This window comes from Aeromonas sp. 84A (assembly GCF_051919345.1).
GTDB lineage: Bacteria > Pseudomonadota > Gammaproteobacteria > Enterobacterales > Aeromonadaceae > Aeromonas > Aeromonas veronii.
This window is the reverse complement of record NZ_JBQBEW010000001.1, coordinates 1,694,825-1,708,659: the sequence shown is the minus strand read 5'-3', so window position 1 is coordinate 1,708,659 and position 13,835 is coordinate 1,694,825. Positions and strand designations below refer to the sequence as shown.

Here is a 13,835-nt window from a genome sequence, read left to right as displayed (position 1 = left end):
AGTCGTCATGGTTTATTGGCGTCGCTTATACCGGCATGTTCATGATGGTCTTGTAGGCATCGACCATCTTGTTGCGTACCTGTACCGTGGCTTCAAAGGCGATGGAGGATTTTTGGCCCGCGATCATCACCTCGGCCAGATCCACCGACTTGTCACCCATATCGAAACGGGTACGCAGGTCATTGGCGGCCCCTTGCAGCTCGTTGACGTTGCCAAGCGCCTGTTGCAGCAGCAGACCAAAGTCGGAGGTTACCTGACGACCGGGTTGTGCCAGCGGCGTTGCGCCTGCTTCGATCTTGAGCGCCTGCATCTCTTGCATCAGGCTGCTTGCACTAATTTCCATTTTCCATCCCCAGACAAATCATTGACGCTTGCATGCAACAAGCAATTAGAGTGCCAATGCGTTAAAAGCGCGATGCGGATGAGTGGCCAGACCAGGCCGGACGGGTTCGACAACGGCAGGTGGCTCTGATTAAATCCGACTCTGACGCCCACTTTTGCTGGCTGGCAAGGAGTCCGCTCTGGATTATCGCAAACCCGTGTTCAAGGCGATGGACTACATCAGCCACCATCTGGATGACAATCCGGGCCTGGATGAGGTCGCAGCAGCGGCAGCCATCTCCACCTTCCACTTCCACCGTATTTTCAAGACGATGGTCGGCGAGACCATTGCCGGATTTACCCGGCGCCTGCGTATGGAGCGCGCTGCCCGTCGCTTGCTCGCCTCCCCCCAGAGCGACATCACCACCCTCGCACTGGCCGCCGGGTTCTCCAGCTCGCAGAATTTCGCCAAAGCCTTTCGCCTGCACTTCGCCATGAGCCCCTCGGAATACCGCCAGCAGCAGGGGGGAAACTGGAAAAGCAAGATTGGAAACGATCCCCTTCCCTTTGACACCTATGATGGCCTGGTCATGCACCCGGTCACCGAACACCCGGGTCTGTTGCAGGGGGCAAGCGTCAGGCTGATGCCCGCCCGGCGCGTGGCGTACATGCGCCGCCTGGGCCCCTATGGCAAAGAGACCTGTGAGCAAGCTCATCGGGATTTGCTCGCGCTGTTCGCCTCAGACGAGGCGATGACACCGGCGGGTACCCTGAGTCTCTATTGGGATATCCCCGATATCACCGATGAGACCCGTTGCCGTACTGACGTCTGCATCGAGCTGGGGCCAGAGATCCCTGCAGGGCGCCAGTTAACCACCCAGACCATCGCCGCGGGCCCCTATGCGGTTTGTCAGTTTATCGCTCGCGGCGATCAACTGGTTGCCTGCTGGGAGACGGCGTTTCGCTGGGTAGTGGGTCAAGGGCTGAACTGCGACGATCGCCCGTGTTACGAGCAATACCACGCAGGCACGGACTCCGACCGGGATCATTACGTGTTTGATATCTGTATCCCGCTGATCAACCGATAAGCCGATACCTCATTTCCATTTACCCACTTCGGTGCCTTCGGGCACCGAAGCGACGGAGTCATGCCCATGAATATCAAAACGCTGTTTCTAGCCAGCCTGCTGGTAACGCTTCCCGCTGCCGCCAATGCCCAGTCACAGAGCCAGACGCTGATCTTTGGCGGCACCATCTACAGTGGTGATCCGGCGAACCCTCACCCGGAAGCGGTCGGCATTGAAGGTAAAAAGATAGTGGCAGTCGGCAGCTATCAGGAGGTCAGCGCCCGCCTCGGCAACCATGCCAAGCGTCTTGATCTGAAAGGAAAGTACCTGATGCCAGGGCTCATCGACAGCCATGTTCATGCGGCATTTGCCGGTTTTCAGGGGATGACGGTTAACTTTCCCGATGCCATGAGTGAGGTTGAGCAGGTGCAGCAATTTCTGACCCGCAGCAAGGATGACCCCCGCCTGACACTGGGCGATGTAGAGCTATACAGCAATGTCTCCCTCGACTACTGGCATCAGCTTCCCCTGCTCGATCAGGTGTTCAATGGTCCGCAATACCAGCAAATACCCGTAGTACTGGCCGGTTCGGATGCCCACACCGGTTGGGCAAATCAGGCCATGCTGCGCAAGGCTGGCATTGATGCCGACACCCTTGACGGTCGTTATGCTCCGCTGAAAGGCAATTTTGGCCTCACCCCATCCGGCAAGCTCAATGGCTTTGCCTCGGAAGGCGGCTGGGATGCCATCCTCAAGGCGCTGCCACCTGTCAGCGACGAGACGATTGCCAGTGCCATCATGACTGCCGCCAAACAACTCAATCAGGTGGGCATTACCGCCTGGATGGACCCTATCAGCAACATTCGCCCCCTCGCCCCCATCTTCAACGCCGAGCCGGATCGCCGCGATACCGGCCTGCTGCCGGCGTACAGCATGCTCTCCCGGGAAGGCAAGCTGACCGGACATGTATCCGCACTGGCACTGGTGGGGATACATGCATCACCCGCCATCATTGATGACGTATTGGCGCTGCGACAGCAGTTTCAAGATGCCCCGGACGTGAAACTGGTGGGGATCAAGATCCTGCAAGATGGTGTCATCGAGTATCCATCCCAGACCGCCAAGTTGAGCGAGCCCTACCTCAACCGTCCCGGTTACAGCGGCAAGGACGATTTGGACAAGCAGCGTTTCAACGAGCTGATCCGCACCGCGGATGCCCATCAACTGATCGCTCACTTTCATGCCATCGGCGATCGGGCCGTCCGAGAATCCCTCGATGCCATCGCCTATGCCCGGGCCCACAATCAGGATCACCGCTTGCTGCACAGCATCACCCATCTGGAGGTGGTGAGCCCGGCCAGCATTGCCCGTTTCAAACCGCTCAATGTGGCCGCATCGATGCAACTCTTGTGGGCCGGTAAAAACGTGGCGACCACCCTGCTGCTTGAAGGAAAAGTGCCCTCGGCACTGCTAGCCCGCCTCTATCCGGCAGGCAGCTTGCTGCAAAGCGGCGCCATTATCGCCGGTGCCAGTGACTGGCCGGTCTCCAACCCCAACCCTTTCCTCGCCATGTATACCGCGATCACTCGTCAAGGGGAGCTTGGCTTGCTGCCCCCCGCCAGCGAGCAGATCAGCCGTCAGGCCATCTTGCAGGCCTATACCCTCAACGCCGCCAAGGTAATTGGACGGGAGAAAGAGATTGGCTCCATCAGCGCGGGCAAGAGTGCTGACCTGATCTTGCTGGATCGCAATCTGGAGCAAGTAGCAAGCGAAGAGATCAAGGAGACCAAGGTGCTCTGGACCATGTTCAAGGGCAAGCAGGTCTATTCAGCCCACTGACACCGAGAGAACAAACAGGCCCGCACTGCGGGCCTGTTGGCGAGATCACGACAGGATTAGCGGCTCGTTTCAGTCAAGTCCTTGTCAATCCAGTATTTAGAGCCGGAGATATTGGCATCGAGCAGCAAACCCTTCTCGCCAATCTGGTAGATGGCCATGCCGCCATTATATTTGGCGGTCAACTCAGCGCTCTCCTTGCCGGCCACCACGCCCACTTCGGAAGTGGCCTCCCAACCCTGGGTCACGAAGGCATCGAATCTGGCCTTGTCTTCAAACAGGATCACCTGCTGATAGAACTTGCCACCAATCCCGGCCGCCAGACCCGCACCAAACATCTTCATATAGGTGTGCTTGCCGGTTTTGCGATTGACCGCCACCCCGGCCCCCTGATTGGTATGCAGCATCAGGGAGAACTTGCGCGAATCGAACACCGCATAGCCATAAGCCTTGTCAAACAACAATTTGGCTGATGGCTGCTCGTTGAACAACCGGATCAGCGCAGTGTCGGCCATGGTATTGAGCGCGACCCTAGCCTCTTTCGCCGTCTTGGGGTTGAGCATCTCGTTGAGCTCCTTGTCGGCCGCCTTAAGCCACTCCTTACCGGTCGCGATGCTCTTGTCGGTCCAGACCCCGGCGGTATTGAACGCCTCTTCACCCCATGCAGAGATGGAAGCCCAGCTCTTTTTGGAAAAATCGCTGACATCCTGCCACACCTCCTTGCTGGTCTCGCTCACTGCCGCTCCCAGATCGGACGCTGCGGCCTTGAGCTTGGCCCAGTCGGCATAACAAGGTGAGAAGGCCAGACTCAGTGACAGGGCCAGCAACCAGTTACGCTTGTTCATTTTTTCACTCCCGTATTGTCGAGTGTCTGGGTTACCTAGGGGGATCACCTACAACAGGCTACCCGCTGAAAATCACTCCCGCATTATCGGAAGGGGAATCCGGTTAAGCAATCATTGAGTCCTGTTTATACCGCCACAGCCCGACTGCGGTTAACAAAAAGGCTGCTCATCAAAGAGGAGCAGCCTTGTTAAGCACAGTAAAACCGGACGGGCTTATTCGACCATCATCACCTTGCAGGTGTTGGTACTACCCACGGTTTCCATCTTGTCACCGTGAGTCAGCAGCACCATGTCACCGCTTTGCAGCAGCCCCTTCTCTTTGAGCACGGCCAGCGCATCGCGGCACACTTCGTAGACCGGTTTGGTCTCGTCACCGTCAAACATCACTGGGGTGACGCCACGGTAGAGATTGGTCCAGGCCAGGGTCTTGTTGTGGGGAGACATGGCGAAGATCGGCAGACCGGAGCTGATACGGGACATCAGCAGCGGAGTGGTGCCGGACTCGGTCAACGCCACGATCGCCTTGACCCCTTCCAGGTGGTTGGCCGCATACATGGTGGACATGGCCACCGCCTCTTCTACCGAGGTGAAGGTGTAGCTCATGCGGTGGTTGGAGACGTTCAGGCTCGGGTGCTTCTCGGCACCGACACAGACGCTCGCCATGGAGGTCACGGTCTCGATGGGGAACTGACCGGCAGCAGTCTCGGCAGAGAGCATCACCGCATCGGTACCATCCAGCACGGCGTTGGCCACGTCCATAACTTCTGCACGAGTCGGCAGCGGCGCATTGATCATCGACTCCATCATCTGGGTCGCGGTGATCACCACACGGTTCAAACGACGGGAGTGGCGGATCAGCTTCTTCTGTACGCCAACCAGCTCGGGGTCACCGATCTCGACACCCAGATCGCCACGGGCGACCATCACAGCATCGGAACCGAGGATGATGTCTTCCATCGCCTCATCGGTGGCGACGGTTTCGGCGCGCTCAACCTTGGCCACGATCTTGGCATTGGAACCGGCTTCGCGGGCCAGCTCGCGGGCATAGCGCAGATCATCGCCACAGCGCGGGAAGGAGACAGCCAGATAGTCCACATTCATGCGGGCAGCGGTCTTGATGTCTTCTTTGTCCTTCTCGGTCAGGGCCGGAGCGGAGAGACCGCCCCCTTTCTTGTTGATGCCCTTGTTGTTGGAGAGCGGCCCGGCCACGGTCACCGTGGTGTGAATGCGGGTGCCTTCAACCTGCTCGACCTTCAGCTGCACACGGCCATCGTCCAGCAGCAGGAGGTCGCCCTGAACCACATCGTCTGGCAGGCTCTTGTAATCGATGCCAACCTGCTCCTGGCAACCCTCACCCTTGCCGAGTGCCGCGTCGAGAATGAACTTGTCACCGATGGCCAGATAGATTTTGCCATCCTTGAAAGTGGAAACACGGATTTTCGGGCCTTGCAGATCACCCATGATGGCGACGTGACGACCGAGCTTGGCAGCAATGTCACGCACCTGATTGGCGCGCAGGATATGGTCTTCAGCAGTGCCGTGAGAGAAGTTCATCCGCACCATGTCGGCCCCGGCGCGGATGATCCCTTCGAGGATCCCTTCGCGGTCGGTAGCCGGACCGAGTGTGGTTACAATCTTTGTACGTCTAGGCATGAAAGACTCCAATATGAAGTTGATATGACTTGAGATTCTGCCCCATCAAGCCCATGGCTTGATGCACCCGTTTACAAACCATCTGGGTGGTTTTTGTTATTAAATTACAATACTACACCAAGGCGGGTGGCATAGACAGTCGGGGGCCGGAGCCCCCGACGGTTCAGGAAGAGTGCGGGGTTTCGAAGCGGGATTCGCGCAATCCCTCTTTTACTTTCTTCAGATTTTCGCGAAATTTCATCCCCCGGCGCAGGGTAAAACCGGTCGCCAGCACATCCACCAGAGCCAGCTGGGCGATGCGGGATGCCATCGGCATATAGACATCGGTATCTTCCGGCACATCCATGGAAAGCACCAGATTGCACTCGCGGGCCAGCGGGGAGTCCTTGGCGGTCATGCCGATCACGGTGGCGTCGTTCTCGCGGGCCAGCGCGGCGATCTCGACCAGTGCCTTGGTGCGACCGGTGTGGGAGATAAGCACCACAACATCCCCTTCGCTGCTGTTGATGCAGCTCATGCGCATCATGACGATATCGTCAAAGCTCACTACCGGAATGTTGAAACGAAAGAATTTGTTCTGGGCATCGCGGGCAACGGCGGAGGAGGCGCCAAGGCCGAAGAAGCTGATCTTCTTGGACTGGGTCAGGATATCGACGCAGCGGTTGATGGCAGAGATATCCAGGCTGTTTTTGGCAGCATCCAGACAGGCCATGGTGGATTCGAAGATCTTGGCGGTGTAGGTATCCGGCCCATCTTCCGCTTCCACATGACGATTTACGTAAGGGGTGCCATTGGCCAGGCTCTGGGCCAGATGGAGTTTGAAATCAGGAAAGCCCTTGGTATCGAGACGGCGGCAAAAGCGGTTGACGGTCGGTTCACTGACATCGGCCATCTTGGCCAGAGCAGCGATGCTGGAGTGGATGGCGGTCTGGGGAGACGCCAGGATCACCTCGGCAACCTTGCGTTCTGATTTACTGAAACTTTCCAAGTTGTTCGTAATTTTATCAAGGGTATTCATCATCACCACCAGGCGTTTTTGTAATTTAGCTTCAGTGTCTTTGCACTCAATCTACGGCTAAGCAAGTTTCCATTCAAGCTAAGGACTATACAAGACAAGCGGTTATCGCAACTAACGCCTGCCATACAAAGTATGACTCATCTCTAATTATTTCGTACTTTTCGTTACAAAACGTCACCTAGCCATGAAAGCGCTTACAAATGTTGCAAAGCAACAACACTGTGAGCAGGCGCACGTTTGTATCGATCCGGCGGGTGAGCAAGCCTGAGCTCGGATAGAATGGGCCGTCATAATCCAACAATAATCTCGGGACACCAGAGTCGTCCCCATCCTGTAACGAAGGAGTTGTTATGCAGCATACCCATGCGCTGGTCGGCGATGTCGGCGGCACCAATGCGCGTCTGGCCCTGTGTGAGCTGGCCACCGGTACTATCTCTCAGGCAAAGACCTACTCAGGTCTGGCCCATCCCAGCCTTGAAGCCGTGGTACGCCTCTATCTGGAGGAACACAAGGTACAGGTGGCTGAAGCCTGCATCGCCATCGCCTGCCCCATCAACGGTGACTGGGTTGCCATGACCAACCACAGCTGGGAGTTTTCCATCAGCGAGATGCAGAGCAATCTCGGGCTGGCACGCCTGCAAGTGATCAACGACTTTACTGCGGTCTCGATGGCGGTGCCGGTATTGGCTGAATCGGATCGCATCCAGCTTGGCGGCGCCGCGCCGGTAGCAGGCAAGCCCATCGCCATCTATGGTGCGGGTACCGGCCTTGGGGTCGCTCATCTGGTCAAGGCGGGTGAGCAGTGGCTGAGCTTACCGGGTGAAGGTGGTCATGTGGATTTTGCTGCCAACACCGAAGAGGAAGATGCGGTGCTGCAAGTAATGCGAGGCGAATTGGGCCATGTCTCGGCAGAGCGTTTCCTCTCCGGCCCGGGCCTGGTCAATCTCTATCGCGGGCTGGTGAAATCCGATGGCCGTGAGCCTGAGCCATTCGCCCCCAAAGACATTACCGAACGTGCGCTGGCGGGTGAGTGCCTCGATTGCCGTCGCACCCTGAGCCTGTTCTGCGTGCTGATGGGCCGCTTTGCCGGCAATCTGGCCCTCAATATGGGTACCTTTGGCGGCGTCTATATAGCAGGTGGCATAGTGCCGCGCTTCCAGGAGTTCTTTACCGGTTCCGGTTTCCGGGTCGCCTTTGAAGACAAGGGGCGCTTCAAGTCCTACCTCAAGGAGATCCCGGTGTTTCTGATCACCCATGAAGGGCCGGGGCTACTCGGTGCGGGCGCTTACTTGCGCCAGTCGATGGGGATCACTATCTGATTGAAGAGGGGAACGAGGCGGGATCATCCATGGTTCAGCCTCGATTCAGTGTGAATGGCATAAAGTAGCCGCACGTAACCAAGAGTGTTGTGCTTCACAAGGAGTGGAAAGCGACTCTCATCCGCTGGATACGTTTGTCACCTGACAAGCCTGAACTGTTTCAACCGGCCTTTTGGCCGGTTTTTTTTATGTCTGACACCTGGGATTACTGGGCCAGCGCCTTCAACTGCGCCTTGTCTGGCGGATTGTTCCAGTCGATGGGACCATGGGTAAAACGGTACTGCAACCGTGGCAGGCTGGTCTCCAGCCACTCTTCCCGAAAATAGGCATAACCCTGATCCCAATCCGGATCATTGGCCCAACCGCTCTGCAGGAAGTAGAGGCGAGTACCCTGCCCTTCCGGCACAAATCGCAGGCAAACCTGGGTCTTTTGCTGGCGGATATGGGGCAGGGTGGGCGGGAAATTCCAGCTGAAACTGAGCAGGTCATAGGGCATGACGGCCATGACCCGGCACCCTTCGCTGCCACGTTCACCCAGCGGGGCATCAGGCCTGAAGTAGATCTCGAAAGGACCATTCGGTTCGGCCACCATCAAACATTCGGGAGCCAGAAAACTGCGCAGACCGCTTTCGGTAGTCCAGGCGTGCCAGACATCGTCTATGTGCGCCGGAACAAAAATGTTGCCTTCAATCAGTTTATTGTCCATAAATCAGCGATCCTCAAGCCATCCATACAAGGGACTCCGGCAGTATAGCCCCATGGCAAATACAATGGACAGTGCTTAATCACACCCTTGTCATTTGCATCGATTAACCTGCCGCTGTGCAGTTGCCTCAATGAACATTGGCTTGATCCGGGAGGGCATCATGATCCGGCTCATGGAAGAACACGACATTCCACAACTGGCTCGGCTGTTTTTGAAAAGCCGCCGCCACACCTTTCACTGGGTCGATCCCGCCCGTTTCCAACTCGAGGATTTCGAGGAACAGACCAAAGGTGAACAGGTGTGGGTAGCCGAGCAGGGGGGCAATATCTGCGGCTTTATCGCCATCTGGCAGCCCGATCACTTCGTCCATCACCTCTATGTGTCAAGCGACTGGCACGGTCAGGGGATAGGACGCGCCCTGCTGGAGCGGGGCCTCGCTGATTCGCCGCACGGCTCGCTCAAGGTTGCGACCCGCAACACGGCGGCAGTAGCCTTCTACCATCGGCTGGGCTGGCAAAACAGTGATGAGACAGGCCACTGCGAGGTCACCGGCCCCTGGTGCAAATTGCTTAGAAACTAGCGGGACGCCCGGCACCTGCGCTTTGTGGTTGAACAGGCACCAGCGGTGCCGGGGGGAAGAACCAGCGGTAGAGATCGAACCAGCCATCTCGCTGGGCAATCACGACCTCGTGCACCGGATCGCGCTGGAAGATCGCCACCTTGTTTTCAGTCAGCGGCACCCAGGCATAGTTGACCAGCGCATATTGCGACTGGATCAGGTTGTACTCATTGAGATAGGAGTCATCGTTACCCGATTCGTGCAGTTGGGTACGACTGTCGATGAGGTAAACAAGCTGGTTGAAGAAGGTCAGTTGAAAACCGGTCACCCGCCACTTCTCCCTGGTCGCCTCCTCCTCTTCGATCACGGTGATTTTGCCCCAGCGGCACACCCCGTGATAGTTGACTCCATTGGCCGACATCTTCAGGTCGTAATGGCAGCCCAGACTGTTGATAAACATCCCGACCACAAACAGCAGCACGACAAGCAGTGGCAACAGCAGCAAGGTATTTTTCAGCGTTCGTTTCATCAGAGATCCCTTACAGCGTTTTTTCGAGCTCTTTATAGGAAAGCACGCGAACCTGGTGGCCGGAGACCAGCACCAGCGATGCCGGTTTGACTGGAGGCACATCGCTACGTGCCTCCATCTGGCAAACAACGCCGGTCGGCGAGTCGGTGCAGTGCACATGGAGCCACTCGAAATGGAGATAGCTGGCGACAAACGCCACCAGCACAGCCAGTAGCAGATTGACGTATATCAGGCCCCTTGCCAGCATTGGCCGCCCGATACCGCTGAGAAAGGCAAGTTTGGCGCGCTCACCAAAAGAACGGGGAGCAGCAGGCTCTTTGATGACCTCGTGGTCGGAGCTTGGAGATGTCGACGGTGGTTGCGCAGCCGCTGCAGGCGTGGGCTCGCTCACCGGCTCGGACAAGGGCTCACTCTCTGTTGGCAGTGCCTTGCCGAAATAGCTCTTCATCTTGCAGTTCAGATGCAGGGAGTACCCTTTTTTCGGGGTACTTCTGATATCCAGCGTCTGGGGGGATGAGGCGAAGTGGCGGCGAATATTGGCGATAGCCACGTTCAGGGAGTTGGGGCTGATGGGGCGACCCAACCAGCCGATTTCGAGCAACAGATCCTTGTCGCACACCTCGTCATGGTGATCGAGCAGATAGCTGAAAATGAGGCTCTCTGCCGATGACAAACGCACCACCCGGGCGCTTTGCAAGTTGTCCTTGTCGGCACAGAAGATCAGCTCTCGCCTTTTGACATCAAAGACATAATCACCGAAGTGATAGGCTGATATGTTATTGCCTGGCGCAACCCCCGTCATACCAACCACCTGTTATTTGCATTCATCATGAAGAAGATGGGATTCCACACCTGATAAAGCCAGATGGCGGCTCAGGACTCGCTGTAATTAAACGAAATTCTAAAGGGTCGAGATCAGCGGCACAATAGATGCAGGCAGGCATGAGCGGGGAAAATGAAAATATGCGTCCAGCGCTGTCGGACTGCGTATCGGGCAGAGCATGATGCTGCGAGTTTCGCCTATCGCGGTCACGCCAATCTCAGCTGAACAGTGACATGGGTATGACGAAAAGCGCTGCTGGACAAGGCCCCTTGCCCCTCACAACATCTCGCCGCGCCTCAAAATAATGGGAACTGGCCTGCCCCGCAGGATGATCCAACGGGGCGAAGTGAACTGACTAGACCCGAAACTGCTTGAGGAGGGTGTCGAGTTGGGCCGACAGCTGCCGCAGATCGCTGCTGGCCTCGGCAACCTGTGCCACTCTGGCCGCACTCTCGCTGTTGAGCGTCGCAATCCGGTTGACGCTGTGGCTGACCGCCTCCGCCACCGAGTGTTGTTCTTCCGATGCCTGGGCGATATACATGTTCATCTCGCGGATCAGGCTGACCTGATTTTTAATTTTCTCCACCGATATCTGCACATCTGCCGCCTCGATGCCGGCGCGGGATGCCTTCTCCTGACTCTGTTGCATGCCGGCACCGACATTCTGGGTCGCTTGCTGCAACCGCTTGATACTGGCGCTGATCTCTTCTGTCGACTGGCGAGTACGGCCCGACAAGGTGCGCACCTCATCCGCCACCACCGCAAAACCGCGCCCCTGATCACCCGCCCGCGCCGCCTCGATGGCCGCATTGAGGGCAAGCAAATTGGTCTGCTCGGCAATGCCGTTGATCACTTCGATGATGGTGCCAATGCTGCTGCTCTCGGTCGAAAGGGTGCGCATCAGGGTGGCGACTCGCTCCACCTCCCCCACCAGTTGATGGATGGCCTCATTGGCATGGCCCGCCAGATTGTAACCCTGCTCCACATAGAGGTTGGCCTCATCGGTGGCGCCAGATGTTTTCACCGCGTTACCAGCCACTTCCTGCACAGCCTGACTCATTTCGGTAATGGCGGTGGCGACCTGATCCAGCTCGGATTGCTGGGCGTCACTGCCTACCCGGGTATCTGCCGAGAGGGAGTCACAGAGTTCGGCGGTTTGCAACACACCGGCAGAGAGCTCGTTGATCTCCGCCACCATCTCCTGCAACTTGGCAATAAAATGGTTGATGTTAGTGGCCAGCGCGCCTATCTCATCCTGGCGACTGATCTTCAGACGCCGGGTCAGATCCCCCTCTCCTTTGGCCAGATCGAACACCGCCTGATTCATCTGGTGAAGCGGCCTGAGCACGTTGCGATGAATCAGCACCATCAACAGGGCGATGATGCAGAGATCGAGCACCAGGATCTGCCAGACGGTGGTGATCAACTGCTGGCGCAGTTGGGCCTGAATGGCGGCATCACTGGTTTGCACCAGCAATCGGGCCACGGTGTTTTTCTGGCCGCTGTCGTCATAGACCAGATCATATCCCCCATAGGCAGTGGTATCGGCAGGCATGGCTGTCACGGGGGCAATGCTCCCCGCCGTGTCACGGGCAAACCCGGCCACCAGCTTGTCCTTGTTGACCACCAGCAAAGCACTCAGGATATCGGCCGCCAGCTCGGACTTGAGTGATGCCTCGATGAAGGCCGATTCATAATTCCACAGCGGGCCGGGCAGGGAGAGCTGCAGCCGACCGATGGCCTGTTCGACCAGCGCACTCTGTTTGCTGTAGCTCTCCGCCTTGACGGCGTGGTAGTTGTAAGCGCCAAACAACACCAGTAGCAGACTCACCGACAGGGAGGTCAACACGGCAATCCTGAACGTCAGACTTTTCCAATCCATGGTTTCCTCCCGGTTTTACGGCAGCCGGCGCAGTGCCATTGAGCGGCACTTGCTATTGGTACTGTTACTGGTACTTGGCATTGATCTTGTCGATGGTGCCATCCGCCTTCATGGCAGCGAGGATCTCGTTGAGCTTGGTGATGAGCTCATCGGGCGTATCCTTGTTAAACGCCAAGCTCATCTGGGTTTCCTTGAACACGAAGACCGGCTTGGGTGAAGCTACTTTCTCCTTGCTGGCCAGATAAGGCGCCAGATACTGGCCGGTTGCCCAAAGATCGATGCGGCCCGCCTCCAGTTTCTTCACGTTGGCGGTATCGTTGGCCGCCAGCTGCAACTTGGCAAATCCCTGGGCCTTGAGATATTCGGCGGCCGCATCACCGTTATAGCCCCCCACCGAATACTGCTTGGCATCTTCCAGCGACTTGACCGTGATATTGGCGGTCGAACTGGAGAAAAACACCCAGTTGTTATTGACCAGCGGCCCTACCCACTTGAACAGTGCTTCCCGCTCCGGAGTGCGGGTCGTGGAGTAGAGGGCGGTATTGGGGGTGCCGAGGGTATCTTCGTACGCCCGTTTCCAGGGCATCAGGGTCAGCTTGTATTCGACCCCGGCACGCTTGAACAGCTCTTCGACCACCTCGGTCGACAGCCCGACAATCTTGCCCCCCTCACCCTGCATGTTGAATGGCGGGTAATCCTCGGTCATCACGTTCAGTGGCGCAGCCTGAACAGCGCTTATCGCCATCATGGAAGAGACTGAAAAAATTGCACTTTTCCACAGCAGTTGATAGTTCATTGCAACCTCGCTTAGCTTGCCATTCATCCCTGAACATCCGCCGTTACCGATGGCGGTGCACGTCTGACCCGCTGGGGTCATGCCGGCTTTCACGGCTCGCCGCCCACCCATGTGCAGCAGCAAACAGATCCGGATTTTGCCTGTGCGCAACGAAACGCAACCGGCGAGGGAGGCTCACAACAAATCGAGGTGGAAACATGCCAGGGCAGCATGAGGGGAGTGCGGAGTGGGGCGGATAAGCCTCTGCCATACAACAGCGCCGTGGCAAAGAAGAAGCGCATCGTTTTATGACAGGGGTCTGGGAGAGAAATGATAGAAAACGCCAACATCCATTTTCCCATACTGCTCGAGGAGACCTCAGAGCCAAACCTGTCCTTTAGCTAAGGTCACGAAAAGAGATACGTCAAATGAGAATGCTAACCCCCTCATCTGCTTCCAAATTAGATTCCAGATGAGCTCCGTCGAGCCACAAAGTGGCACG

Annotated in this window: 12 protein-coding genes and 1 pseudogene; 4 read left to right on the top strand and 9 right to left on the bottom strand. The window is 57.1% G+C overall.

Going from position 1 to position 13,835, the window contains the following annotated elements; all coding sequences use genetic code 11:
- Nucleotides 1-25: 25 nt before the first annotated feature.
- A complete protein-coding gene (gene fliE / locus ACTG20_RS07980) occupies nt 26-343 on the bottom strand; it encodes a flagellar hook-basal body complex protein FliE (protein ID WP_005353687.1) in 318 nt (105 codons plus the stop codon).
- Between the two features lie 154 nt (nt 344-497).
- Here fliE and ACTG20_RS07975 point away from each other — a divergent pair, with 154 nt between their 5' ends.
- A complete protein-coding gene (locus ACTG20_RS07975) occupies nt 498-1,409 on the top strand; it encodes an AraC family transcriptional regulator (RefSeq protein ID WP_179085046.1) in 912 nt (303 codons plus the stop codon).
- Between the two features lie 66 nt (nt 1,410-1,475).
- Nucleotides 1,476-3,227: an amidohydrolase gene (locus ACTG20_RS07970; protein ID WP_194495999.1), complete on the top strand. Its 1,752-nt coding sequence runs from the start codon at nt 1,476-1,478 to the stop codon at nt 3,225-3,227.
- 56 nt (nt 3,228-3,283) lie between these two features.
- Here the strand turns inward: ACTG20_RS07970 and befA are convergent, their stop codons facing one another.
- From befA to ACTG20_RS07955, 3 genes are all read right to left on the bottom strand, one after another.
- Complete coding sequence (gene befA / locus ACTG20_RS07965) at nt 3,284-4,069, bottom strand: beta cell expansion factor BefA (RefSeq protein WP_058055727.1); 786 nt, start codon at nt 4,067-4,069, stop codon at nt 3,284-3,286.
- A gap of 213 nt (nt 4,070-4,282) precedes the next feature.
- Nucleotides 4,283-5,722: a pyruvate kinase gene (gene pyk / locus ACTG20_RS07960; RefSeq protein ID WP_439987544.1), complete on the bottom strand. Its 1,440-nt coding sequence runs from the start codon at nt 5,720-5,722 to the stop codon at nt 4,283-4,285.
- 163 nt (nt 5,723-5,885) lie between these two features.
- Nucleotides 5,886-6,740, bottom strand: a complete 855-nt coding sequence (locus ACTG20_RS07955) for a MurR/RpiR family transcriptional regulator (protein WP_005334759.1) — start codon at nt 6,738-6,740, stop codon at nt 5,886-5,888.
- A gap of 347 nt (nt 6,741-7,087) precedes the next feature.
- Here ACTG20_RS07955 and glk point away from each other — a divergent pair.
- Nucleotides 7,088-8,059: pseudogene (glk, locus tag ACTG20_RS07950) on the top strand (glucokinase); the annotation flags it as partial.
- Nucleotides 8,060-8,264: 205 nt separating this feature from the next.
- Here the strand turns inward: glk and ACTG20_RS07945 are convergent.
- Complete coding sequence (locus tag ACTG20_RS07945) at nt 8,265-8,765, bottom strand: SRPBCC family protein (protein WP_139741077.1); 501 nt, start codon at nt 8,763-8,765, stop codon at nt 8,265-8,267.
- Between the two features lie 160 nt (nt 8,766-8,925).
- On the opposite strand from ACTG20_RS07945, the gene ACTG20_RS07940 reads away from it, so the two are divergent.
- Entirely contained in the window at nt 8,926-9,345 is a 420-nt protein-coding gene (locus ACTG20_RS07940) for a GNAT family N-acetyltransferase (protein WP_040065353.1), read from the top strand.
- Here the strand turns inward: ACTG20_RS07940 and ACTG20_RS07935 are convergent.
- The 4 genes from ACTG20_RS07935 to ACTG20_RS07920 form a co-directional block, all read right to left on the bottom strand.
- The gene (locus ACTG20_RS07935) at nt 9,335-9,853 is read right to left on the bottom strand and encodes a hypothetical protein (RefSeq protein WP_005353702.1); all 519 of its coding nucleotides are present in this window, start codon (nt 9,851-9,853) and stop codon (nt 9,335-9,337) included. The genes ACTG20_RS07940 and ACTG20_RS07935 overlap by 11 nt on opposite strands.
- A gap of 10 nt (nt 9,854-9,863) precedes the next feature.
- The gene (locus tag ACTG20_RS07930) at nt 9,864-10,655 is read right to left on the bottom strand and encodes a winged helix-turn-helix domain-containing protein (RefSeq protein ID WP_236767388.1); all 792 of its coding nucleotides are present in this window, start codon (nt 10,653-10,655) and stop codon (nt 9,864-9,866) included.
- Nucleotides 10,656-11,031: 376 nt separating this feature from the next.
- A complete protein-coding gene (locus ACTG20_RS07925; RefSeq protein ID WP_440007979.1) occupies nt 11,032-12,558 on the bottom strand; it encodes a methyl-accepting chemotaxis protein in 1,527 nt (508 codons plus the stop codon).
- A gap of 64 nt (nt 12,559-12,622) precedes the next feature.
- Nucleotides 12,623-13,354: a substrate-binding periplasmic protein gene (locus ACTG20_RS07920; RefSeq protein ID WP_005334783.1), complete on the bottom strand. Its 732-nt coding sequence runs from the start codon at nt 13,352-13,354 to the stop codon at nt 12,623-12,625.
- Between the last annotated feature and the right edge of the window lie 481 nt (nt 13,355-13,835).